Origin of the sequence: Streptomyces sp. NPDC006551, assembly GCF_040611675.1 — a bacterium.
In the GTDB taxonomy this organism is placed as follows: domain Bacteria; phylum Actinomycetota; class Actinomycetes; order Streptomycetales; family Streptomycetaceae; genus Streptomyces.
This window is the reverse complement of the sequence record NZ_JBEXOT010000023.1, coordinates 1-24,153: the sequence shown is the minus strand read 5'-3', so window position 1 is coordinate 24,153 and position 24,153 is coordinate 1. Positions and strand designations below refer to the sequence as shown.

General features: G+C 71.8%; 19 protein-coding genes. 10 read left to right on the top strand and 9 right to left on the bottom strand.

What is annotated here, in order from left to right; all coding sequences use genetic code 11:
* Positions 1 to 119: 119 nt before the first annotated feature.
* Positions 120 to 875, top strand: coding sequence for a chaplin (locus ABZY12_RS20830; protein ID WP_356892364.1), 756 nt, complete (start codon positions 120 to 122; stop codon positions 873 to 875).
* 48 nt (positions 876 to 923) lie between these two features.
* On the opposite strand, the gene ABZY12_RS20825 is transcribed toward ABZY12_RS20830, so the two are convergent.
* Positions 924 to 1,112 carry a DUF5703 family protein gene (locus ABZY12_RS20825; RefSeq protein WP_005319466.1) on the bottom strand — a complete coding sequence of 63 codons (189 nt, stop codon included), beginning with the start codon at positions 1,110 to 1,112 and terminating at the stop codon, positions 924 to 926.
* 47 nt (positions 1,113 to 1,159) lie between these two features.
* Here ABZY12_RS20825 and ABZY12_RS20820 point away from each other — a divergent pair, with 47 nt between their 5' ends.
* Positions 1,160 to 1,807 (top strand): hypothetical protein, encoded by a 648-nt coding sequence (locus ABZY12_RS20820; RefSeq protein ID WP_356892362.1) that lies wholly within the window; start codon positions 1,160 to 1,162, stop codon positions 1,805 to 1,807.
* 143 nt (positions 1,808 to 1,950) lie between these two features.
* Here the strand turns inward: ABZY12_RS20820 and ABZY12_RS20815 are convergent, their stop codons facing one another.
* Positions 1,951 to 4,221 (bottom strand): helix-hairpin-helix domain-containing protein, encoded by a 2,271-nt coding sequence (locus ABZY12_RS20815; RefSeq protein WP_356892360.1) that lies wholly within the window; start codon positions 4,219 to 4,221, stop codon positions 1,951 to 1,953.
* Positions 4,218 to 5,204, bottom strand: a complete 987-nt coding sequence (locus tag ABZY12_RS20810; protein WP_356892358.1) for an aldo/keto reductase — start codon at positions 5,202 to 5,204, stop codon at positions 4,218 to 4,220. Before ABZY12_RS20810 ends, ABZY12_RS20815 begins: the two co-directional genes overlap by 4 nt.
* Before the next feature lie 129 nt (positions 5,205 to 5,333).
* On the opposite strand from ABZY12_RS20810, the gene ABZY12_RS20805 reads away from it, so the two are divergent.
* On the top strand, positions 5,334 to 6,383 hold the full coding sequence (locus ABZY12_RS20805) for an LLM class F420-dependent oxidoreductase (protein ID WP_356892356.1): 1,050 nt from the start codon (positions 5,334 to 5,336) through the stop codon (positions 6,381 to 6,383).
* Positions 6,384 to 6,590: 207 nt separating this feature from the next.
* Entirely contained in the window at positions 6,591 to 7,376 is a 786-nt protein-coding gene (locus ABZY12_RS20800) for a ferritin-like domain-containing protein (RefSeq protein WP_356892354.1), read from the top strand.
* Between the two features lie 48 nt (positions 7,377 to 7,424).
* Here the strand turns inward: ABZY12_RS20800 and ABZY12_RS20795 are convergent, their stop codons facing one another.
* Positions 7,425 to 8,417: a magnesium and cobalt transport protein CorA gene (locus tag ABZY12_RS20795; protein ID WP_356892506.1), complete on the bottom strand. Its 993-nt coding sequence runs from the start codon at positions 8,415 to 8,417 to the stop codon at positions 7,425 to 7,427.
* 131 nt (positions 8,418 to 8,548) lie between these two features.
* On the opposite strand from ABZY12_RS20795, the gene ABZY12_RS20790 reads away from it, so the two are divergent.
* The 5 genes from ABZY12_RS20790 to ABZY12_RS20770 all read left to right on the top strand — a co-directional run bounded on the left by ABZY12_RS20790 (position 8,549) and on the right by ABZY12_RS20770 (position 15,342).
* The gene (locus ABZY12_RS20790) at positions 8,549 to 9,238 is read left to right on the top strand and encodes a histidine phosphatase family protein (protein ID WP_356892352.1); all 690 of its coding nucleotides are present in this window, start codon (positions 8,549 to 8,551) and stop codon (positions 9,236 to 9,238) included.
* 70 nt (positions 9,239 to 9,308) lie between these two features.
* Entirely contained in the window at positions 9,309 to 9,899 is a 591-nt protein-coding gene (locus tag ABZY12_RS20785; RefSeq protein ID WP_356892350.1) for a DUF3090 domain-containing protein, read from the top strand.
* Entirely contained in the window at positions 9,896 to 10,798 is a 903-nt protein-coding gene (locus ABZY12_RS20780) for an SCO1664 family protein (RefSeq protein ID WP_356892348.1), read from the top strand. Before ABZY12_RS20785 ends, ABZY12_RS20780 begins: the two co-directional genes overlap by 4 nt.
* Before the next feature lie 144 nt (positions 10,799 to 10,942).
* Positions 10,943 to 12,172, top strand: a complete 1,230-nt coding sequence (gene mshC, locus ABZY12_RS20775) for a cysteine--1-D-myo-inosityl 2-amino-2-deoxy-alpha-D-glucopyranoside ligase (protein ID WP_356892346.1) — start codon at positions 10,943 to 10,945, stop codon at positions 12,170 to 12,172.
* Positions 12,173 to 12,288: 116 nt separating this feature from the next.
* Positions 12,289 to 15,342, top strand: a complete 3,054-nt coding sequence (locus ABZY12_RS20770) for an NPCBM/NEW2 domain-containing protein (RefSeq protein ID WP_356892344.1) — start codon at positions 12,289 to 12,291, stop codon at positions 15,340 to 15,342.
* Positions 15,343 to 15,412: 70 nt separating this feature from the next.
* Here ABZY12_RS20770 and ABZY12_RS20765 read toward each other — a convergent pair whose 3' ends face one another.
* The 5 genes from ABZY12_RS20765 to ABZY12_RS20745 form a co-directional block, all read right to left on the bottom strand.
* On the bottom strand, positions 15,413 to 16,429 hold the full coding sequence (locus ABZY12_RS20765; protein ID WP_356892342.1) for a PAC2 family protein: 1,017 nt from the start codon (positions 16,427 to 16,429) through the stop codon (positions 15,413 to 15,415).
* Positions 16,430 to 16,622: 193 nt separating this feature from the next.
* A complete protein-coding gene (locus ABZY12_RS20760) occupies positions 16,623 to 18,227 on the bottom strand; it encodes a glycerol-3-phosphate dehydrogenase/oxidase (protein WP_356892340.1) in 1,605 nt (534 codons plus the stop codon).
* 16 nt (positions 18,228 to 18,243) lie between these two features.
* Positions 18,244 to 19,791, bottom strand: a complete 1,548-nt coding sequence (gene glpK / locus ABZY12_RS20755; protein WP_356892338.1) for a glycerol kinase GlpK — start codon at positions 19,789 to 19,791, stop codon at positions 18,244 to 18,246.
* A 34-nt stretch (positions 19,792 to 19,825) separates the two neighbouring features.
* A complete protein-coding gene (locus tag ABZY12_RS20750) occupies positions 19,826 to 20,617 on the bottom strand; it encodes an MIP/aquaporin family protein (protein WP_356892336.1) in 792 nt (263 codons plus the stop codon).
* Positions 20,618 to 20,872: 255 nt separating this feature from the next.
* Complete coding sequence (locus tag ABZY12_RS20745) at positions 20,873 to 21,637, bottom strand: IclR family transcriptional regulator (protein ID WP_356892334.1); 765 nt, start codon at positions 21,635 to 21,637, stop codon at positions 20,873 to 20,875.
* 294 nt (positions 21,638 to 21,931) lie between these two features.
* Between ABZY12_RS20745 and ABZY12_RS20740 the strand changes: the two genes are divergently transcribed.
* A partial coding sequence (locus ABZY12_RS20740; protein WP_356892332.1) for a homocysteine S-methyltransferase family protein occupies positions 21,932 to 24,153 on the top strand: 2,222 nt, incomplete at its 3' end.

Here is a 24,153-nt window from a genome sequence, read left to right as displayed (position 1 = left end):
GAGTGCGTGCCATGCACTCCGGGGCCGGTAGGCATTTCCGCCTCGGGCGCGGCGGCGCCGTGTCCGAGGTCCTCTTCTGAAGCCGCGAAGGCAGAAGCCGAAAAGGCAGGGAACAACCTATGCGACAGGTCACGCGCAAGGGCCTGATCACCGTTGCGGCCGCGGGCGGAGTACTCGCCCTCGGCGGTGGTTACGCGCACGCCGATTCCGGTGCGACCGGTACGGCCTCGAATTCCCCGGGCATCGCGTCCGGCAATACCGTCCAGGCGCCGGTGCACATCCCGGTGAACGTGTGCGGAAACTCCGTCAACGTCGTCGGACTGCTCAACCCGGCGTTCGGCAACTCGTGTGCCAACACCTCCAAGCCGAGTCGCCCGGGTGGGCCGGGCGGTGGCTCCTCGGCCGAGGGCGGCACCAGCAACTCGCCCGGTGTCGGCTCCGGCAACACCGTGCAGGTGCCGGTCGACGCCCCCGTGAACGTGTGCGGGAACAGCGTCACGGGCGTCGGCGCCATCAACCCGGCGTTCGGCAACGAGTGCGGCAACGGCGTCGAGCCGACGCATCCGGGCCACCCGGGAGAGCCGGGCAACCCCGGTAACCCCGGTAACCCCGGAAACCCCGGTAACCCCGGTAACCCCGGAAACCCCGGAAACCCCGGTAACCCCGGCAACCCGGGTGGTGAGGGGGAGAACCCCGGCACCCCCGCCAACCCGCAGGGGCCGAACACACCCGGTACGCACACCATCACGCAGCCGGTGGCCTCGGAGGAACTCGCGGAGACAGGTGCCGGCCCGCTCGGGCTGATCCTTCCGGCCGGAGCGGGGCTGCTGCTCGCCGGTTCCGTGCTCTACCGCCGCGCCCGCCAGTCCGCCTAGGACGGCAGGCGTACGCAGGGGCCCCGCGCCGCGGGGCCCCTTGTCGTCTCACCAGGTGGCGCGGACCTGACGGATGATGCGCCGGCGCAGCCGCACTCTGCGACTGCCGTCCCGGTGCAGGCTCAGGCGGTCCAACTCCCAGTGTCCGTACTCGGCATGGTCGGTCAGCAGCCGTGTCGCCTCCTTGCGGGAGACGCCGCGCGGCACGTACACGTCGACAAATTCGTATTCCGGCATCGCATCTATTGTGCGGGCACCGGCCCGGTACGGATAGCGTCTGTCCCATGTCTGATGCTGCGCAGCCCACCGCTGCCGAGGTACGTGCCGCCGCCGAGGCGGTCAAAGCCGCACTGGACCGTCACCTCGAGGCGGTCGAACGTCGCACGGGGGACGACGACCCGGCCGTCTACGAAGCCTTCAACGCCCTCGCCGCGGCGGCCGAGGCCTACGACGAGCGGCTCTACGACCGGTACGACGAGGTCACCCCCTTCGAGATCCCCGGCGCCGACGATTCCCTGCCGCCGTATGCCGGACCCGAGGAGCCCCATGCCCTCAGCGTGCTGATCCGCCGCGACTACGCCGTGGTGGAACCGCAGCGACTGCTCGCCCAGGCCCAGCGCATCGCCGACGTGGACAGCGACGAGGCGGGCCCGACGGCCGCCCCCGTGGTCGCCGCCAGCGCCCACGCGGCGCTCGGGGTGCTCTTCGGTGAGTACGAACCGGATGAGATCGCCTCGCGGCACAAGGAGTTCGGCCTGGAGGAGGGCGACTCCACCCTCTGGGTCTGCGCCGCCGACGAGCTCCCGGACCCGGGGGACTGGCTGGGCGCCCCCTTCGAACACGCCGATCCGGAGCGGATCGTCTGCCGCTTCGACGTCAGCGCCGTCTTCGACGACGAGCCGGACGACGACCTGAAGGGCCGGGGGGCCTGACAGCCCCGGCGAAGGGCGGGGCACCTCACGGGGCGTCCCGCCCTTCGCCGTCCCACGCGCGCACCGGCCGCCGCGGCACCCCCGGCGCCCGCGCCGCGCGCCCCCTCGGCCCCGGTCGCCGCGTGCCACCTCGGCGGGGGCGCTCAGCCCTCGGCGTCGGCCAGCAGGGCTTCGAGGAGCGGGCGCAGTCGGGTGGTGCGGTCCTGGGAGAGCCCCTCGGCGACCGCACGGGGCAGTGCCTGGTCCACACCGTGGACCACCGACAGATGACGCTCGCCGCGACCGAACGCGGTGTACACCCAGGCCCGACTGAGCCCCTGCGCCGCGTCACCCGGCAGGACCACGACCACGGCGGGCCAGCGCATCCCGGCCGCCTGGTGTGCGGTCAGCGCCCAGCCGTGCCGCAGCGCCGTCTCCACCCGCTCCTTCGGCACGAGCAGCTTCTCGCCGCTCTCCGACTCCAGACGCAGCCCCTCGGCGTCCGCCGAGAGGACCGTCGCGCCCACCGTCCGGCCCGGCGCGGGCACATAGGCCACCCGGTCGCCCGGGTCGAAGCCGCCGAAGCGGCCGGGACCTGGGTTGAGCCGCTGCTTCAGGGCGGCGTTCAGCGCGCGGGTCCCCGCGGAGCCGCCGTGGCCGACGGTGATCACCCGCGTCTCCTCGGGCGGCACTCCGATCGCCCGCGGGACCGAGTCGGCGACCAGCTGCACCGTGCGGTGCACGGCCTCGCCCGCGTCCCGGACCGGGACGATCACGACCTCCTTGCCCGGGGCCTCGACCTGGTTCAGCTCGCCGATGCCGATACCCGAGACGAGCTCCCCGATCGGGCCCGGGTCGGGCACGCGGGAGGCGATCTGCGGGCACACCCGGGCAGCCAGCACATCGGCGAACACCCGGCCCGCGCCCGCGGACCCCAGGACGTTCGGGTCACCGCTGAGGACCAGACGGCAGCCGTCCGGCAGGGACTCCACGAGCATCGCGGCGCTCTCCACGTCCAGCTGCGGGGCGTCCAGGACGACGAGCAGGTCCAGCGCGAGCGTGCCCTCCTCGTCACGGCCAGGCCCCGCCTCGCCCGACAGCAGGGCGGCCACGGTCACCGCGTCGCCGCCGAGACGACGGCGGCCGTTCTCGCTGTGCGCGGCGATCGCGACCCGCAGGCCCCGCTCCCGGGCCACCCGGGCGAGCGCGACGGCTTCGGCGCGGGCCGCCTCGCCGCCGGTGTGGAGCACCAGACCGTGCGCCCCGGCGGCGCTCACCAGCTCCGGGCCCTCCCAGCTCTCCCCGGAGGCGGTCCGGACCAGCCGGGCCAGGCCGTCGGCCAGGCTCTCCTCGGCGAGGGCGTAGCGATCGAGCCCCAGAAGTACGGGAACGTCGGTGGCCGGCGCCTCCTCGGATGCGGCCTCTTCCTCCTCGTCCAGCGGCTCTTCCTCGGACGACGGCGCTTCCTCCTCCTGGAAGACGAGCACCGCCCCCTCGGAGATCGCCTCCTGGACGGCCCCGTCCGGGTCCGGCAGGGACAGCTTGGCGAGTCCGGCCCGCACCTCATCGGCCTCCAGGGCCGTGTGTCCCCGCACCGCGGCCCGTTCGAGCAGCCAGACGACGAGGGCGACGGCCCGGCGCGGGTCGCCCGGGCCGCACTCGGCGCCGAGCAGGGCCCGGGCGAAGCCGTCGGCGTGCTCGGGACCCACCCCGGGCACGGCGAGCAGCCGCCAGGGATCGTCGAGCAGCGCCTGCGCGGCACCCTCGCCGAGGGTGGCCGCGGCCTGTCCCGCCAGCGTTTCGGGCGCGCCACCGCGGGCGAGGACCTCCCGCACGGCGGCCAGGGTCTCGGGGGCGGTCGTCGGCTCCTTCGGGGCCGGCCGCACCGTCACGGCCGGCGCCGCCGGGGTGGAGCGCCGGGGCGCGCGCTCCGGCTCTTCGAAGAACGCGGTGCCCGACGTCGTACCGCTCTCCACGGCCCGTACCGCCGCCAGCAGATCGGCGGCCTTGCCGCTGAGCTTCGTACCGGCCTCGATCGGCGCTTCCTTCTCGGACTTCCGCTGCTCGATCCGAGCCCGCAACTCCCGCTGCGCGGCCAGCTCCGCCTGCGCCTCGGAGACCCCGGTGGGCTCCGTCGCGCCTTCGGCGGAGACGGCACCGCCCGCCCCGGCACCGTCCGTCTCGCCACCGTCCGCCCCGGCACCGTCCGTCTCGCCACCGTCCGTCTCGGCGCCGGGCGCCGTGTCCGGGCCGTCGTCACCGTCACCGCCGGCGACGGTACCCGCGTCGGTCGGCGGTGCGTCCTCGCCGGTCGCTTCCTCCGACACCCCGTCGGCCACGGGCTCCGCGGCGGACGCGCTCGCGAGGGCGTCGTCGTTCTCGCCCCGCGCGGGCTCGGCGGCCTCGGGAGTGGTCTCCCGGGAAGGCTCGGTCACAGGGTGCTCCAGTCCTGGTCCGGATAGCGGTGCACGGGCGCCGACACGTCGTCGAGAGCCCGGCGGATCTCGTCAGGAAGACTAAGGGTCTCCACTGACAGCGCGGCCGTGAGCTGTTGTGCGTTGCGCGCGCCGACGATCGGGGCGATCACCCCGGGCCGGTCGCGCACCCATGCGAGGGCCACCTGCAAGGGCGTGGCCGCGAGGCCGTCCGCGGCCGTGGCGACCGCGTCCACGATCCGGCCGGCCGCGTCGTCCAGATAGGGCTCCACGAACGGTGCCATGGTCTCCGAGCCGCCCCGGGAGTCCGTCGGGGTGCCGTGCCGGTACTTGCCCGTCAGGACACCGCGCCCCAGGGGCGAGGACGGCAGCAGACCTATCCCGAGATCCAGGGCCGCCGGGAGCACCTCCCGCTCGACACCTCGCTGCAGCAGGGAGTACTCCATCTGGGTCGCCGCGAGCCGGGTCCTGGACCCGCTCGCGGCGCCGAGCTGCCAGGTGCCCGCCTTCGCCAGCTGCCAGCCGCAGAAGTTCGCCACCCCCACGTAGCGGGCGCGACCGCTGCTCACGGCGATGTCCAGGGCCTGGAGGGACTCTTCCAGGGGAGTGTGCGGATCGAAGGCGTGCAGCTGCCACAGATCGACGTGGTCGGTCCCCAGTCGCTCCAGCGACGCGTCGAGGGCCGCCAGCAGGTGGCCGCGCGAGCCGTCCGTCCGCCGGTGCGGATCCGGCACGCTGCCGGCCTTGGTGGAGATGACCAGGTCCCGCCGGGGCACCAGCCGTTCGATGAGCTGCCCGAGCAGATACTCCGCCTCGCCCCCGCCGTACACGTCCGCGGTGTCGACCAGAGTGCCCCCCGCCTCCCAGAACGCCTTCAACTGGTCGGCGGCGTCATGCTCGTCGGTGTCCCGGCCCCACGTGAGGGTGCCGAGCCCGATCCGGGACACGCGCAGGCCGGTACGTCCGAGATGCCTCTGCTCCATGGGCGCGAGATTACTGGCCACGGCCGTACGCGGAGAGAGCCTGTGGACAACCTCCTCCTGTCGGATCCCCTACCCGCGCGCTAGAGTCCGGCCCAAGGGACGTTACTGATCAGTAAAGAGGGAGCGGTCATGAGGCTCGGCATCAACCTCGGCTACTGGGGCGCCGGTATGGACGGCGACAATCTCGCCGTCGCCCAGGAGGCGGACCGCCTCGGCTACGACGTCTGCTGGGCCGCCGAGGCCTACGGCTCCGACGCGCCGACCGTGCTCGCCTGGGTGGCCGCCAAGACCGAACGGATCGACGTCGGCTCCGCGATCATGCAGATCCCGGCCCGTCAGCCCGCCATGACCGCGATGACCGCCGCCACCCTCGACTCGCTCTCCGGCGGCCGCTTCCGGCTCGGCCTCGGCGTCTCCGGCCCGCAGGTCTCCGAAGGCTGGTACGGCGTCAAGTTCGACAAGCCGCTCGCCCGCACCCGCGAGTACGTCGAGATCGTCCGCAAGGCCATGTCCCGCGAGCGGCTCAGCTACGAGGGCGAACACTGGACGCTGCCGCTGCCGGACGGCCCGGGCAAGCCCATCAAGCTCACCGTCCACCCGCAGCGTGAGCACATCCCGCTCTACATCGCCGCGATCGGCCCCAAGAACCTGGAGCAGACCGGTGAGATCGCCGACGGCGCGCTGCTGATCTTCCCCTCCGCCGAGCACCTGGAGGACACCGCGCTGCGCCACCTGCGCGCGGGCCGTGAGAAGGCCGGACTGACCATGGACGGCTTCGACGTCCACCCCACCCTGCCGATCGCCCTCGGCGACGACATCGACGCCCTGGCCGACCTGTTCCGCCCGTACACCGCGCTGTACGTCGGCGGCATGGGCAGCCGCAAGCAGAACTTCTACAACCAGCTCGCCCAGCGCATGGGCTATGAGAAGCAGGCCGCCGAGATCCAGGACAAGTACCTGTCCGGCGACAAGACCGGCGCCGCGGCCGCCGTACCGCGGCAGCTGATCGACCAGACCGCCCTCCTCGGCTCCGTCGAGCGCATCGCCGACCGGATGAAGGCCTACGCCGCCGCCGGCGTGACCACCCTGACCCTCGCCCCGGCCGGCTTCACCCTGGACGAGCGGGTGGCGGCGCTGCGGGCGGGCACGGAGGCCCTGGAACTCGCGGGCCTCGCCTGACGTCTGCGGCCGTGGTGGGGGCTCGGGGGGTCTTCCCCGCCACGGCCGTCATGCAGCACAACGCTCCACCGGACGCCCGGTTACGCACGGGCGACTCCATCTTTCGGGCGAGTCGCGCGCTTGTGCTGTTGCCCGCGCTCCCACGGCGCACTTGACTCGTGCTCTGCGGACGTGCGACGTGCGGACGCCCGTACGGAGGTGGCGGCAATGCTGACGGCCAAGGGTCTGTTCCAGGAGATCATCGACGACGACGAGGCCTTCCGGCTCTTCTGTTCCATCGCCGCCAGCGGCGAGGCCCAGGGAGGCTGGGAGAACGGCCGGATCGCCGCACTCGTCCCGCCCGGCATGCGCGAGATGGCGCCCAAGATCACCCGGCACGGCGCCGACGAGGACAAGCACGGCCGGATCTTCAACGCGTTGATGAGGAAGCGCGGCCTGGAGCCCGTGCCGGTGCCGCAGGACACCGACTACACGATGCTGCTCGAACAGCGTGGCATCGGACTCGCCCACGATCAGCTGCGCCGCGACGAACCCCTGAGCGAGCGGGACATCATCGTCTACCTCTCGCACAGCCGGGTCACCGAACAGCGGGCCGCCGAGCAGATGGACATGCTGGTCGCCTGTTTCGGGGACCACCCCGAACTGGGCAAGGCCATCCGCATGATCTGCGACGACGAGGCGAACCACCTCGCGTACTGCCACGAGGAGCTGCTGCGCCTCGCGCACGCCGGACACGGCCGCCTCATCCAGCGGACGCTGCGCGAGGCGGCCCTCGCCGAGATCCGGGTCCACCGCGACGTCAGCCTCGCCGTGATGGGCCACATGGGCCGCATCCTGAAGTGGCCCAAGGCCAAGTCAGCGGCCCTCGTCGCCGGGATCCACGCTATGTACGCGTACGAGCGCGTCGCCGGCTGGCGCAAGATGGTCGGCCTCGAGATGCCCGAGCGGCGCAACGCGCTGGGAGGCCCGGCGACCCCCTCGCCGGCTTTCTGAGACCTTTCAAGACCCGAGGCCCGGTGCCCGCGCCGCGGCCGGGAACGGCTACATCCAGCCCCGGCGCTTGAAGAGCCGGTACAGACCGAACACGGCCCCCGCCATCAACACGATCACCGCCGGGTACGACCAGACCAACCGCAGCTCGGGCATGTGGTCGAAGTTCATGCCGTAGATCCCCGCGACCATCGTGGGGACCGCGGCCATGGCCGCCCACGCCGAGATCTTCCGCATGTCGTCGTTCTGCCGCACGCCCATCTGCGCCAGATGCGCGGACAGCACGTCCGAGAGCAGCCGGTCGAGCCCCTCCACCTGCTCGTTGGCGCGGATGAGATGGTCGCTGACGTCCCGGAAGAACGGCTGCGCGTGCTCGTTCACGAACGGCACGGTTCCGGCCGCCAGCCGCTCCATCGGCGCCGCCAGCGGACTGGTGGCCCGGCGGAACTCCAGCACCTGGCGCTTGGCGGTGTAGATCCGCTCCGCCGTGTTCGCCGGATTCCCGCCGGTCGGCGCGAACACATCGGCCTCCAGCTCCTCCAGGTCGATCTGGAGCTCACCGGCCACGTCCAGATAGTGGTCCACGACCGCGTCGCTGATCGCGTACAGCACGGCCGTCGGACCGTGCCGCAGCACCTCGGGCTCGGCCTCCAGGCGGCGCCGTACGGCCGCGAGCGGCGCGCCCTCGCCGTGCCGGACGGTGACCACGAACGAATCGCCTATGAAGACCATCAGTTCGCCGGTGCTCACCCGGTCGCTCTCCGGCTCGTACAGCACCGGCTTGAGGACCACGAAGAGCGAGTCGTCGTACACCTCCAGCTTGGGCCGCTGATGGGCCTTCAAGGCGTCCTCGACGGCCAGCGGATGCAACGCGAACTCGTCCGCGACATGGTCGAACTCGCCCGCGGTCGGCTCGTGCAGACCGACCCACAGGAAGGCGTCGCCGATCGCCCGCGCCTCCTCGAGCGCGTCGGACAGGTCGGCGGGCCCGGTGGCCCGGGCACCGTTCTTGTACAGGGCGGAGTCGACGATCACGCGGCGTATTCTCCCCCGCCGAGGACCGGCCCGCACGCGTGCCGTGGCCCCGCCCCGGCGCCCCGCCGCACGCGCGCGTGCGGCGGCCCTTCCTGCCGACCGCCGCCCACCCGCGCGTGCGTCCGCCTACCCTTGCCGCCATGGCCACGCTGATCCTCGTCCGTCATGGACGTTCCACCGCCAACACCTCCGGAGTCCTCGCCGGGCGGACGCCCGGGGTCGCGCTCGACGAGCGGGGGACCGTCCAGGCCGCCGCGCTGCCCGGCCGGCTGGCGGGCGTGCCGCTCGCCGCCGTCGTCAGCAGTCCGCTGCAACGCTGCCGCGAGACCCTGCGACCGCTCCTCGACGCCCGGCCGGGCCTGCCGCTGCACACCGACGAGCGGATCAGCGAGTGCGACTACGGCGACTGGTCCGGCCGCAAGCTCGCCGAACTCGCCGACGAACCCCTCATGGAGATCGTCCAGGCCCACGCCTCCGCGGCGGCCTTCCCCGGCGGCGAGTCGATGCGCGCCATGCAGGCGCGCGCCGTCGACGCCGTACGCGACTGGAACGCCCGGATCGAGGCCGAGCACGGCGAGGACGCGGTCTACGCCATGTGCTCGCACGGCGACATCATCAAGTCGGTCGTCGCCGACGCGCTCGGCATGCACCTCGACCTCTTCCAGCGAATCCATGTCGACCCGTGTTCCCTGACCGTCATCCGCTACACCCGGCTGCGCCCCTTCCTCGTACGCCTCGGTGACACCGGCGACTTCACCGCCCTCGCCCCCCGCGAGAGCGGCGACGGCGGCGGCGCCGCGGAGGTAGGGGGCGGTGCGGGCGCACCGTGATCCATCCGCGCAGTAGGGTGGACGGGCCGCTGTAGGCCCCCGATTGCCGAGAACCAAGGGAGACAGGGACGTGTCCCGTCAGGTGTTCCTCTACGACCCACCGGAGCGTTTCGTGGCCGGCACGGTCGGGCTGCCTGGCCGCCGTACGTTCTTCCTACAGGCGTCCGCGGCCGGCCGGGTCACGAGCGTGGCCCTGGAGAAGACCCAGGTCGCGGCGCTCGCCGAACGCATCGACGAGCTGCTCGACGAGGTCGTGCGCCGCACCGGCGGCAACGCCCCCGTCCCGGCCATGGCCCCCGCCGACATCGCCGACACCGCCCCGCTGGACGCCCCGGTGGAGGAGGAGTTCCGGGTCGGCACCATGGCGCTGGCCTGGGACGGCGAGGAACAGCGCATGATCGTCGAGGCCCAGGCGCTCGTCGAACTCGACGCGGATTCCGAGGAGGACCTCGCCGAGGCCGAGGAACGGCTGCTGCAGGACGAGGAGAACGGCCCGCCGATGCTGCGGGTCAGGCTGACCGGCGCCCAGGCCAGGGCCTTCGCCAAGCGCGCCCTCGACGTGGTCAACGCCGGCCGGCCGCCGTGCCCGCTGTGCAGCCTGCCGCTGGACCCGGAGGGCCATGTGTGCCCGCGCCAGAACGGATACCGGCGCGGAGCATGACCGACGTGCCGAGCCCGCCGACCGCGCCCGACGCGCCGACCGCCCCGGGCGTGCCCGACGCGCCGGGCCTGCCCCACGCGCCGAGTGTGCTCGACGCGACGAGCACGCCGAGCGTCGCGGTCGTCGAGCTGCTCGCCGAGGGGGAGCTCACCGTTCGCGGACAGGTCCGTGAGGCGTCCAACGCCGTGCTCTTCTGCTCCGTCGCCCTCGGAGGCGAGGAGACCGCCTGCGTCTACAAGCCCGTCGCCGGCGAGCGGCCGCTGTGGGACTTCCCCGACGGCACGCTCGCCCAGCGCGAGGTCGCCGCGTACGAGGTCTCCGAGGCGACCGGCTGGGGACTCGTACCCCCCACCGTGCTGCGCGACGGACCCTACGGCGAGGGCATGGTCCAGCTCTGGATCGAGGCCGATCCCGGGGCGAGCCTGCTCGCGCTCACCGAGGCCGAGGAGGCGGAGGAGGGCTGGAAGGCCGTCGGCCCCGCCCAGGTCGGCGAGGACCGCACCGCGCTCCTGGTACACGCCGACAGCCCCGATCTGCGCCGCCTCGCCGTCCTGGACGCGGTCATCAACAACGGCGACCGCAAGGGCGGCCATCTGCTCCCCGCCCCCGACGGACGTCTGTACGCCATCGACCACGGCGTCACGTTCAACGTGGACGACAAGCTGCGCACCCTGCTGTGGGGCTGGGCGGGCGAGGAGCTGCCCGCCGAGGCCACCGCGGTGCTGGACCGGCTCGACGTCTCGCTCGCCTCCGGGACCCCGCTCGCCACCCGGCTGGCCGAGCTGCTCACGGTGGCTGAGGTGGACGCGCTGCGCGGCCGTGTCGCCGCACTGCGCGCGAGCGGCCGGCACCCCGAGCCCTCCGGGCAGTGGCCGGCGATCCCCTGGCCACCGGTTTGACCGACCGGATCCGGCCACGCCGGAAACGGCCGCTCGGACCCCCGGGGGGTATGCATGAACGCCCCTGAGCCGCAAGACCGCCTATTCGGTCAAGATCCCGGATCCGGTTCGTATCCGGAACAGGTGTCCGGTTACGCTCAGGACATGCATGCCTGGCCCGCTTCTGAGGTCCCCGCCCTGCCCGGCAAGGGCCGCGACCTCCGGATCCACGACACCGCGACCGGTGGACGAGTGACCCTCGCCCCCGGCCCCGTCGCCCGTATCTACGTCTGCGGCATCACGCCGTACGACGCGACCCACATGGGTCACGCGGCGACCTACAACGCGTTCGACCTCGTTCAGCGCGTGTGGCTCGACACCAAGCGGCAGGTGCACTACGTCCAGAATGTGACCGACGTGGACGATCCGCTCCTCGAGCGGGCCGTTCGCGACGGCATCGACTGGGTCGGCCTCGCCGAGCGCGAGACCGCCCTGTTCCGCGAGGACATGACCGCCCTGCGGATGCTGCCCCCGCAGCAGTACATCGGCGCCGTCGAGGCCATACCCGGCATCGTTCCGCTCGTCGAGCGGCTGCGCGACTCCGGCGCCGCCTACGAACTGGACGGCGACATCTACTTCTCCGTAGAGGCGGACCCGCACTTCGGCCAGGTGTCGAACTACGACACCGAGCTGATGCGGCACCTCTCCGCCGAGCGCGGCGGCGACCCGGACCGCCCCGGCAAGAAGAACCCGCTCGACCCGATGCTGTGGATGGCCGCCCGCGAGGGCGAGCCGAGCTGGGACGGCGGCAGCCTCGGCCCGGGCCGACCCGGCTGGCACATCGAGTGCGTCGCCATCGCCCTCGACCACCTCGGCATGGGCTTCGACGTGCAGGGCGGCGGCTCCGACCTGATCTTCCCGCACCATGAGATGGGCGCCTCCCACGCCCAGGCGCTCACGGGCGAGTTCCCCATGGCCAGGGCGTACGTCCACGCCGGCATGGTCGCCCTGCACGGACAGAAGATGTCCAAGTCCAAGGGCAACCTGGTCTTCGTCTCCGCGCTCCGCCGCGACGGCGTCGACCCGGCCGCCATCCGCCTCGCGCTCCTCTCGCACCACTACCGCGCCGACTGGGAGTGGACCGACCAGGTCCTCCAGGACGCCGTGGAGCGCCTCGGCCGCTGGCGCGCCGCCGTCTCCCGCCCCGACGGCCCGTCCGCCGACGCGCTCGTGGAGGAGATCCGCGAGGCGCTCGCCGACGACCTCGACGCCCCGACGGCGCTCGCCGCTGTCGACCGCTGGGCGGCGCGGCAGAGCGCCGAGGGCGGCACGGACGAGTCCGCGCCGGGTCTCGTCTCCCGCGCCGTCGACGCCCTCCTCGGTGTGGCGCTGTAACGGACCGCCTCCGCGCGACCCCTTTCACGCGACCGCCCCCGGACTTCTTGGTGAAGTCCGGGGGCGGTTCCGTTTTGTCCTATCCCCGATGCTCGTTTCTGCGCTAAATACGCTCCATGCAATCAACAATGCGCATGAGGGCTGCACTCAGCGGCGCTTTGCTCGGGCTCCTCGCGGTGTTCGCGGGACCCGGAAGCGCCCAGTCCGCCGAGCCGCCCCCGACCACCGTCGGGGACGTCACCGGCTTCTCCGCCGACGGAGCCGTCTACCACCTGACCGCCGGCCCCGCCCGGGCCCGCGTCAGCTTCGTCTCCGACGACACCTTCCGTATCGAACTCGCCCCCGACGGAACGTTCACCGACCCCACCGGGCAGGACATCGTCCTGCCACAGGGAGCGCCCCCGACCACCCGCTGGTACGACCGCGGGGACCGCTACGAACTCACCTCCGCGAAGGTCACGCTGCGCGCCTACAAGGCGCCCCTGCGCTTCGCCGCCTTCCGCGCCGACGGCACCCCGCTGTGGTCCGAGACCAAGGGCCTGACCTGGAACCAGGACCGCACCACCCAGACCCTGGCCCGCGCCGCCGACGAGCAGTTCTACGGCGCAGGTATGCAGAACGGGCGCGGCAACACCTCGCACCGCGGCAAGACCGTCGAGGTCGGCGTCGACTACAACTGGAACGACGGCGGCCACCCCAACTCCGTACCGTTCTACCTCTCCTCGGCCGGCTACGGCGTCTACCGCAACACCTACGCCCCCAACACCTACGTCTTCGGCGAACCCGTCACCGCCACGGCCCGTGAACAGCGCTTCGACGCCTACTACTTCACGGGCACCGGCCCCGACGCCCTCAAGGACGTCATCGGCCGGTACACCGACCTGACCGGCAAGCCCTTCCTGCCGCCCGTCTACGGCCTGGAGATAGGCGACGCCGACTGCTACCTCCACAACGCCAACCGCGGCGAGCGGCACACCCTCGACGCCCTGAAGGTCGCCGACGGCTACGTCCAGAACGACATGCCCAACGGCTGGATGCTCGTCAACGACGGTTACGGCTGCGGCTACGAGAACCTCGCCGAGACCGCCGCCGGCCTCCAGCAGCGGAAGATGCAGCTCGGCCTGTGGACCGAGGACGGCATCGACAAGCTCGGCGAACAGGTCAAGGCGGGCCAGCGGGTCGCCAAGCTCGACGTCGCCTGGGTCGGCGAGGGCTACAAGTTCGCCCTCGACGGCTGCAAGGACGCCTACGCCGGCATCGAGGCCCACAGCGACGCCCGCGGCTTCACCTGGGCCCCCGAGAGCTGGTCCGGCGCCCAGCGCTGCGGCGTGCAGTGGTCCGGCGACCAGTCCGGCACCTGGGAGTACATCCGCTGGCAGATCCCCACCTACGCCGGCGCCTCCATGTCCGGCCTCGCCTACACCACCGGCGACGTCGACGGCATCTTCGGCGGCAGCGCCAAGACGTACACCCGCGACCTGCAGTGGAAGATGTTCCTGCCCGTCACCATGACCATGGACGGCTGGGCCGCCAACGACAAGCAGCCCTTCCGCTACGGCGAGCCGTACACCTCGATCAACCGCGACTACCTCAAGCTCCACGAAGCCCTGCTGCCCTACATCTACTCCCACGCCCATCGGGCCACCCAGGACGGCGTCGGCCTGGCCCGCCCCCTCGTCCTCGAATACCCGGACGACCCCACGGCCGCCGGCGACGCCGCGAAGTACGAGTTCCTCAGCGGCGAGGACTTCCTGGTCGCGCCCGTCTACCGGGACGCCGTCGAGCGGGACGGGATCTACCTGCCGAAGGGCACCTGGATCGACTACTGGAGCGGCCGCACCTACGAAGGCCCCGTCACCGTCGACGACTACAGCGCCCCGCTCGACACCCTGCCCTTGTTCGTACGGGCCGGGGCCACCGTCCCGATGTGGCCCGGTGGCATCCGTTCGTACGCCGACCGCGCCCCGGACTCCCCGCTCGCCTGGGACATCTACCCGCAGGGCGCCTCGTCGTTCGAGCTGTACGAGGACGACGGCGTCACCCGCGCCCACCGCACCGGTCAGTACGCCACCCAGCGCGCCGACGTCCTCGCCCCGAAGCGCGGGGCGGGCGACGTGACCGTACGGATCGGCGCGAGCAAGGGCACCTACGCGGGCAAGGCCGCCGCACGGCCGTACCAGTTCACCGTGCACACCGGAGACGCACCGAGCGCCGTACGACTCGGCGACCGCGCGCTGCCCAAGGTCACCTCGCGGGCCGCGTTCGAGGCGGCCGCCCAGGGCTGGTGGTACGACCGCGACGACCGCGGGGGAGTGGTGCGGGTCAAGACGGCCGCACAGCGCACCGACCGCGGCTTCGTCCTCGAACTGAAGGACACCAGCGCGGTCGGCGGAGCCGTCCCCGGCGCCGCGGCCACGGTCGCCGCACCGGCCGGCCAGGAACTGGGCGCGGGCACGCCCGGAACCGTCGCCGTCGACGTCACGGCCGGCACCAAGGACGCCACCGGCGTCCAGGTGTCGCTCCAGGCCCCGGCCGGCTGGCAGGTCACCCCCGCCGCCGTCGACCGCGTCCCGGCCGGCACCACCCGGCGGGTCGAGGTCGCCGTGACCCCGGCCGAGGACGCGAAACCCGGGGAGGCCACCCTGACCGCGACCGCCCGCCACCGCTCCGCCGGAGAGGACCGCACCGCGGTCCAGCGGTTCGCGGTCGGCGTGATGCCGGAACCGCCGTCCGCCGACGCCTGGGCGAGCGATCTCGTCTGGCTGAAGTCCACCAACGGCTGGGGCCCGCCCGAACGGGACCGCTCCAACGGCGAGTCGGGCGCGAACGACGGTCGTACGCTCACCTTGGCCGGAAAGACCTACGAGAAGGGGATCGGCGCCCACGCCGACTCCGACATCGAGGTCTACCTCGGCGGCCGCTGCACCGCCCTCACCGCCGACGTCGGCATCGACGACGAGATCAACGGCTACGGGGAGGTGGCCTTCTCGGTCGAGGCCGACGGCAAGGTGCTCTGGACCTCACCCGAGCTCACCGGCGCCTCCGCGACCGTACCCGTGCACGTCGACGTCAGCGGCGCCCGCCACGTCCGGCTGCGGATCACCGACACCAACGGCTCCAAGAGCGGTGACCACGGGGACTGGGCGGCCGCCCGCTTCGACTGCGCCTGAGGGGGTCGATCGGGTGTGAGTACGAGGAAGGGGGCCGCGCCGGTCCCGGCGCGGCCCCCTTCCGTACGGCTCACTCCTCGGCGTCGCCGTCGGAGCCCTCACCCTCACGGGGCGGCTCCTGCTCGGTGGGCTCCGGCGCCGACTCCGGCCCCGGCTGCTCCGGCTTCGGCGGCCTTGTCCGGCCGCTGGAGGTGTCGCGCAGATACGAGGTGTCGCCGCCGTCCGTCGCGAGTCCCGGCCCCTGGCCGGGCTCGCGCCGCCGCAGATACCGCTCGAACTCCCGGGCGATCGCCTCGCCCGAGGCCTCCGGCAGCTCCGCCGTGTCCCGGGCCTCCTCCAGCGTCTGGACGTACTCCGCCACCTCGCTGTCCTCGGAGGCCAGTTGGTCCACGCCGAGCTGCCAGGCCCGCGCGTCCTCCGGCAGCTCGCCCAGTGGGATGCGCAGACCGATCAGGTCCTCCAGACGGTTCAGGAGAGCCAGCGTCGCCTTGGGGTTGGGCGGCTGCGACACATAGTGCGGGACGGCGGCCCACAGGCTCACCGCCGGCACACCGGCGTGCGTGCACGCCTCCTGGAGGATGCCCACGATGCCCGTCGGGCCTTCGTAGCGCGTCTCCTCCAGATCCATCGTCCGCGCCAGGTCCGGGTCGGAGGTGACCCCGCTGACCGGAACGGGCCGGGTGTGCGGGGTGTCGCCGAGCAGCGCGCCCAGGATCACCACCATCTCCACGCCCAACTCGTGGGCGAAGCCCAGGATCTCGTTGCAGAACGAGCGCCAGCGCATCGACGGCTCGATCCCGCGCACCAGGACGAGATCGCGCGGCTTCTCGCCGCCGACCCGGACCACCGAGAGCCGGGTCGTCGGCCAGGTGATCTTCCGGACACCGTTGTCCAGCCAGACCGTCGGCCTGTTGACCTGGAAGTCGTAGTAGTCCTCGGCGTCGAGCGCCGCGAACACCTCGCCCTTCCATTCCCGGTCCAGATGGGCGACCGCGGTGGAGGCGGCGTCGCCGGCGTCGTTCCAGCCCTCGAACGCGGCCACCATGACCGGGTCGATCAGCTCGGGAACCCCCTCGAGCTCGATCACCCAGCGCCTCCTTTTCGAAGTTCCTGTCGTACGGTCCAACCTTACGGCTTTCCGGCGGCCCGTCCGCCGCCCTCGGACACGCCCGGGGGCCCTCGTCGCCGTGATCGACTACCCAGGAAATCCCGTCGGCACACGGGCTCCCGGCACGCGTGAGGGGCGGTCTCCCCTCCGGGAGACCGCCCCTCACCCCGGCTCACTCGCCGAGCATGTCCTCGACCCTGCCGCGGATCTCGTCCGTCGCCAGACCGCGAATGGTCAGCGTCGTACGGCGGCGCAGCACGTCGTCCGCCGTCTCCGCCCACTCGTGGTCGCGGGCGTAGGCGACCTGCGCCCAGATCTCCGGGGCGTCCGGGTGGACGCGCTCACCGAGCTCCGGGTTCTCGTTCGCCATCCGGGCGATGTCGAAGGCGAGCGAACCGTAGTGCGTCGCCAGGTGCTTGGCGGTGTCGGCGGCCATCCGGGGACCGGGCGCCGGGCCGTCCACGAGCAGGCGGTGCGCGACCGCGTTCGGGTTGGCTATGCCGGGCAGCGGCAGCCGCTTGGGCAGCGTGGAGACCGGCTCGTAGTCCTCACCGAGCGGGCCGCCCGGCAGGGACTCCAGCTTCCTCATCACCGTACGGCCGATGTGGCGGAAGGTCGTCCACTTGCCGCCGGCCACCGACAGCATCCCGCCCCGGCCCTCGGTGACGACGGTCTCGCGCTTGGCCTTGGAGGTGTCGCCGGGGCCGCCCGGCAGCACACGCAGCCCGGCGAAGGAGTAGGTGATCAGATCGCGGGACAGCTGCTGGTCGCGGATGGAGAACGCGGCCTCGTCCAGGATCTGCGCGGTGTCCTTCTCGGTGACCTCGACCTGGCCGGGATCGCCCTCGTACTCCTCGTCGGTGGTGCCGAGCAGCAGCATGTCCTCCCAGGGGAGGGCGAAGGTGATGCGGTACTTGTCGATCGGGGTCGCGAGCGCGGCCTTCCAGGGGGAGGTGCGCTTGAGGACCAGGTGCGCGCCCTTCGACAGCCGGATCGACGGAGCCGCGTTCGGGTCCTCCATCTTCCGCAGGTGGTCGACCCAGGGGCCGGTCGCGTTGAGCACCAGACGGGCGGTGACGCCGAACTCGTCGCCGCTGGTGCGGTCCTTGAGCTCCGCGCCCGTGACCCGGCCTCGGGTGAAGCGCAGTCCGGTGACCTCGGCGTGGTTGAGGACGGTGGCGCCGGCGTCGACCGCGGCGCGGACCGTCATCAGCGCCATACGGGCGTCGTTCATCTGGTCGTCGCCGTAGACGGCCACGGCCTTGAGGTTGTCCGTGCGCAGCTCCGGCACGTCCTGCGCGGCCTTCGAGGGGCTGAGCAGGTGCCCGACGCCGTCACCGAAGGCCGACAGGGCGCTGTACGCGAACACGCCCGCGCCCAGCTTGGCCGCGCCGTGCGGGCCGCCCTTGTAGACGGGCAGGTAGAAGGTGAGGGGATTGGCGAGGTGCGGCGCCACCTGACGGGAGACCGCACGCCGCTCGAAGTGGTTCTCCGCCACCAGCTTCACCGCGCCGGTCTGCAGGTAGCGCAGGCCGCCGTGGAGCAGCTTGGAGGAGGCGGAGGAGGTGGCGCCGGCGAAGTCGCCGGCGTCCACCAGGGCCACCCGCAGGCCCGACTGCGCGGCGTGCCAGGCGGTGGAGATGCCCAGGATGCCGCCGCCGATGACCAGGAGGTCGTACGTCGCCTTGGACAGCTGCTCCCGAGTCTCGGCGCGGCTCGGCAGGGAGCCGGCAGCCGGGTGCGTCCCCAGGGCGGGGACGCTCTGCAAGGTGGTCATGTCGCTTTACTCCTCGTCAGTTCTCTTCTTCGAGCCAGCCCATGGAGCGCTCGACGGCCTTCAGCCAGCTCTTGTACTCGCGGTCACGCTTGTCGGCGTCCATGCGAGGGGTCCACTCCGCGGCACGGCGCCAGTTGGCGCGCAGCGCGTCGGTGTCCGGCCAGAAGCCGACGGCCAGGCCGGCGGCGTAGGCGGCGCCGAGGCAGGTCGTCTCGGCGACCATCGGACGCACCACGGGCGCGTCCAGGAAGTCCGAGAGGGTCTGCATCAGCAGGTTGTTGGAGGTCATGCCGCCGTCGACCTTGAGCGCGGTCAGCTCGACGCCGGAGTCCTTCGTCATGGCGTCGGTGATCTCGCGGGTCTGCCAGGCGGTGGCCTCGAGTACGGCACGGGCGATGTGCGCCTTGGTGACGTACCGGGTGAGGCCGGCGATCACACCGCGGGCGTCGGAGCGCCAGTACGGGGCGAACAGTCCGGAGAAGGCCGGCACGAAGTACGCGCCGCCGTTGTCCTCGACGGAGGAGGCGAGCGTCTCGATCTCGGCGGCGGACTTGATCAGGCCCATCTGGTCGCGCATCCACTGCACCAGCGAACCGGTGACGGCGATCGAGCCCTCCAGGGCGTAGACCGGCTTCTGGTCGCCGATCTGGTAGCCGACGGTGGTCAGCAGGCCGCTGTAGGAGTTGATGATCTTGTCACTGGTGTTCATCAGCATGAACGTGCCGGTGCCGTAGGTGGACTTGGCCTCACCTTCGGAGAAGCAGGTCTGGCCGAACAGGGCCGCCTGCTGGTCGCCCAGCGCGGAGGCGACGGGGACGCCGTCCAGGACGCCGCCCTTGACGGTGCCGTACACCTCGGCGGAGGAGCGGATCTCCGGCAGCACGGCGGCCGGGATCTGCATCGAGGACAGGATCCGCTCGTCCCAGGCCATGTCGTGCAGGTTCATCAGCATCGTGCGCGAGGCGTTGGTGACGTCGGTGACGTGGTGGCCGCCGTCGACACCGCCGGTGAGGTTCCAGATGACCCAGGAGTCCATGGTGCCGAAGAGGATGTCGCCGCGCTCGGCGCGCTCGCGCAGCCCCTCGACGTTGTCCAGGAGCCAGCGGACCTTCGGGCCGGAGAAGTACGAGGCGAGCGGCAGGCCGGTCTCGCGGCGGAAGCGGTCCTGGCCGACGTTGCGGCCGAGCTCCTTGCAGAGGGCGTCGGTGCGGGTGTCCTGCCAGACGAGGGCGTTGTGGACGGGCTCGCCGGTGTTCTTGTCCCAGAGCAGCGTGGTCTCGCGCTGGTTGGTGATGCCGATGGCCTTGACGTCGGCGGAGGTGATGCCGGCCTTGTCGATGGCCCCGGCGACCACTTCCTGGACGTTGGCCCAGATCTCGGCGGCGTCGTGCTCGACCCAGCCGGGCTTCGGGAAGATCTGCTCGTGCTCCTTCTGGTCGACCGAGACGATCCGGCCGTCCTTGTCGAAGACGATGCAGCGCGAGGAGGTGGTGCCCTGGTCGATGGCGGCGATGAACGGGCCGCTGCCGTGGGAGGAGGATCCGGCGGTGTGCGCTTCGGTCACGGTGTACTCCAAGGGGGTCTGGAAGAAGGACGGCTCAGGCGAACGCGATGTTGTAGATACCCGCCGCGAGGGCGCCACCGATCAGCGGACCGGCGACCGGGATCCAGGCGTAGCTCCAGTCGGAGCCGCCCTTGTTCGGCAGCGGCAGCAGGGCGTGCACGATGCGCGGGCCGAGGTCGCGGGCCGGGTTGATGGCGTAGCCGGTCGGGCCGCCGAGCGAGAGACCGATGGAGACCACGACGAACGCCGTGATCAGGGCGCCGATGACGCCGAGGCCCTTGCCGCTGTCGTTGAGGCCCTGCGTGAGCACCGCGAGGACCAGCACGACCGTGCCGATGATCTCGGTGGCCAGGTTCTGCCACACGTTCCGGACCTCGGGGCCGGTGGAGAAGATGCCGAGCACCGGGCCGCTGCGGCCGGCGCCCTCGTCGTGCGGGCCCTCGACGGCCTTCTTGGCCGGGTCGCCGACGATCTCGGGGTCCGTGAGGTGGGCCTGGAACTGGCCGTAGTAGGCGATCCAGACCAGGAACGCGCCGATTATGGCGCCGAGCAGCTGGCCGGCGAAGTAGACCGGAACGTTGCTCCAGTCGCCGTCCTTGATCGCGATGCCGACGGTGACGGCCGGGTTCAGGTGAGCGCCGGAGAGGGTACCCGTCATGTAGACGGCCGTCATGACGGCGAAGCCCCACCCGAAGGTGATCGCGAGCCAGCCGGCGTTCCGCGCCTTGGAGCGCTTGAGCACGACGGCGGCGACCACGCCGCCACCGAGCAGGATGAGCACGGCGGTACCAATGATCTCGCCGATGAAGATGTCGGAGCTGGACACCCGCGACTCCTTTGTCCTTCGTCCAGGGGAAGGCGAACCCCGGGTCCCTCCGGTGGTCCGCGCCCTCATGGGAGGGCGTAGCCGGCCCTTGGCACTGCCACACTCTAGCGTGTATTGCCGGTACGTGTTCGACAATGCCGACCGATGAACGGAAGTTTTGCCCTGGGGTTAACAGCACGTCAAGGGTCTGAGCAGCGAAAAACCCGCCGATAACGCGATCGTTACCGACGGGTTCAGCGGTGTCGTAGGAACCTCTCAGAAGCGGCCGGCTCCCAGGTCCCGGGAGACGGCGCGGGCGCAGTCCCGTACCGCCGCGACCAGCTCCGAGCGCAGCTCGCCGTCGCCGCAGACCCGCTCCACCGCCCCCGTGATGGCCACCGCCCCGACCGGCATCCGCCGCCGGTCGTGGATCGGCGCGGCCACGGACGCCACGCCCTCCCAGGTCTCCTCCACGTCGGCGGCCCAGCCCCGCGCCCGGGTCATGTCGAGCAGGAGCTCGAACTCCTCGAGATCCGTGACCGTACGGGGGGTGAACGCCTCCCTCGGCACCTCCATGGCCTCACTGTGCGCCACCGGGTCGTAGGCCGACAGGACCTTGCCCAGGGCCGTGGAGTGCAGCGGCTGCATGGCACCCACCTCCAGGACCTGGCGGCTGTCGTCCGGCCGGAAGACGTGGTGCACGATCAGCACGCCCTGCTGGTGCAGCACGCCCAAATGGACGCTCTCGCCGCTGGAGCGGGCCAGGTCGTCCGTCCACACCAGCGCGCGGGCCCGCAGCTCGTGCACGTCCAGATAGCTGTTGCCCAGGCGCAGCAGCTCCGCGCCCAGCTGATAGCGGCCCGAGGCCGAGTCCTGCTCCACGAAGCCCTCGGCCTGCAGCGTGCGCAGGATGCCGTGCGCCGTCCCCTTCGCGAGTCCCAGGGAGGAGGCGATGTCGGACAGGCCGAGCCGGCGCTCGCCGCCCGCGAGCAGTCGCAGCATCGCCGCCGCCCGTTCAAGCGACTGGATGTTCTTCGCCATCGCCCGGCCCTTCTCCCTCTCCTCGATCCCGCCAGGTCCGCGGGGATCCTACGGACAGGATCCCGTGGATCATGCCGTTCGACAATGCTGAACACTATCGGTCGATGCCGACCCCTTGTTACCCAGCCAGTGTCGGCCCCCCACGGGCGCGACCGGGAGTCCCCGCACACAGGATGCCGTCCGGTCCCTGGGACGCCACGCCCGCCCCGGCACCCGCGCGGTTACGCTGGGCCCCGTGCACCCTCCACCCGAGCGTGCAAAGCCGACAGCCGTCGCATCCCAGGGAGCTCATCCATGGCCTCGTCGCCGACCCCTTCCGCTGACAGCCGGACCCGCGCCGCTGCCCTACGCGAGGCACTCGCCAGCCGAGTCGTCGTCGCCGACGGCGCCATGGGCACCATGCTCCAGGCCCAGGACCCCACGCTCGAGGACTTCGAGAACCTCGAAGGCTGCAACGAGATCCTGAACGTGACCCGGCCCGACATCGTGCGCTCGGTCCACCAGGAGTACTTCGCCGCCGGCGTCGACTGCGTCGAGACCAACACCTTCGGCGCGAACCTCGCCGCGCTGGGGGAGTACGACATCCCCGAGCGCGTGTACGAGCTGTCCGAGGCCGGCGCGCGGATCGCCCGCGAGGTCGCCGACGAGTTCACCGCCTCCACCGGACAGCAGCGCTGGGTCCTCGGCTCCATGGGCCCCGGCACGAAGCTGCCGACCCTCGGCCACGCCCCGTACACCGCCCTGCGCGACGCCTATCAGCAGAACGCCGAGGGCATGCTCGCCGGCGGCGCCGACGCGCTGCTCGTCGAGACCACCCAGGACCTGCTGCAGACCAAGGCCTCCGTCATCGGCGCCCGCCGCGCCCTCGACGCCCTGGGCGCCGACGTACCGCTGATCTGCTCCGTCACCGTCGAGACCACCGGCACCATGCTGCTGGGCTCCGAGATCGGCGCCGCGCTCACCGCCCTGGAGCCGCTCGGCATCGACATGATCGGCCTGAACTGCGCCACCGGCCCGGCCGAGATGAGCGAGCACCTGCGCTACCTCGCCCGCCACTCCCGCATCCCGCTGTCCTGCATGCCCAACGCCGGCCTGCCCGTCCTCGGCAAGAACGGCGCGCACTACCCGTTGTCCCCCGCCGAGCTCGCCGACGCCCAGGAGACCTTCGTCCGCGAGTACGGACTCTCCCTCGTCGGCGGCTGCTGCGGTACGACCCCCGAGCACCTGCGCCAGGTCGTCGAGCGGGTCCGCGACCTCACCCCGACCGCCCGCGAGCCGCGCCCCGAGCCCGGCGCCGCCTCGCTCTACCAGACGGTCCCCTTCCGCCAGGACACCTCCTACATGGCGATCGGTGAGCGGACCAACGCCAACGGCTCCAAGAAGTTCCGCGAGGCCATGCTGGACGGCCGCTGGGACGACTGCGTCGAGATGGCCCGCGACCAGATCCGTGAGGGCGCGCACATGCTCGACCTGTGCGTCGACTACGTCGGCCGCGACGGCGTCGCCGACATGGAGGAACTCGCCGGCCGCTTCGCCACCGCCTCCACGCTGCCCATCGTCCTCGACTCCACCGAGGTCGACGTCATCAAGGCCGGCCTGGAGAAGCTCGGCGGCCGCGCCGTCATCAACTCCGTCAACTACGAGGACGGAGACGGGCCGGAGTCGCGGTTCGCCAAGGTCACCCGCCTCGCCAAGGAGCACGGCGCCGCGCTGATCGCGCTCACCATCGACGAGGAGGGCCAGGCCCGCACCGTCGAGCACAAGGTCGCCATCGCCGAGCGGATCATCGACGACCTCACCGGCACCTGGGGAATCCACGAGTCGGACATCCTCATCGACACCCTGACCTTCACCATCTGCACCGGCCAGGAGGAGTCCCGCAAGGACGGCATCGCCACCATCGAGGCCATCCGCGAGCTCAAGCGGCGCCACCCGGACGTCCAGACCACGCTGGGCCTGTCCAACATCTCCTTCGGCCTCAACCCGGCCGCCCGCATCCTGCTCAACTCCGTCTTCCTCGACGAGTGCGTCAAGGCCGGCCTCGACTCGGCGATCGTGCACGCGAGCAAGATCCTGCCGATCGCCCGCTTCGACGAGGAGCAGGTCACCACCGCCCTCGACCTGATCTACGACCGGCGCTCCGAGGGCTACGACCCCCTGCAGAAGCTGATGGCCCTCTTCGAGGGCGCCACCACCAAGTCGCTGAAGGCCGGCAAGGCGGAGGAGCTCCTCGCCCTGCCCCTGGAGGAGCGCCTCAAGCGCCGCATCATCGACGGCGAGAAGAACGGCCTGGAGGCGGACCTCGACGAGGCCCTGCAGACGACCCCCGCCCTGGACATCGTCAACGAGACGCTGCTCGACGGCATGAAGGTGGTCGGCGAGCTGTTCGGCTCCGGGCAGATGCAGCTGCCGTTCGTGCTCCAGTCCGCCGAGGTCATGAAGACGGCCGTGGCGTACCTCGAACCGCACATGGAGAAGACGGACGACGACGGCAAGGGCACGATCGTCCTCGCGAC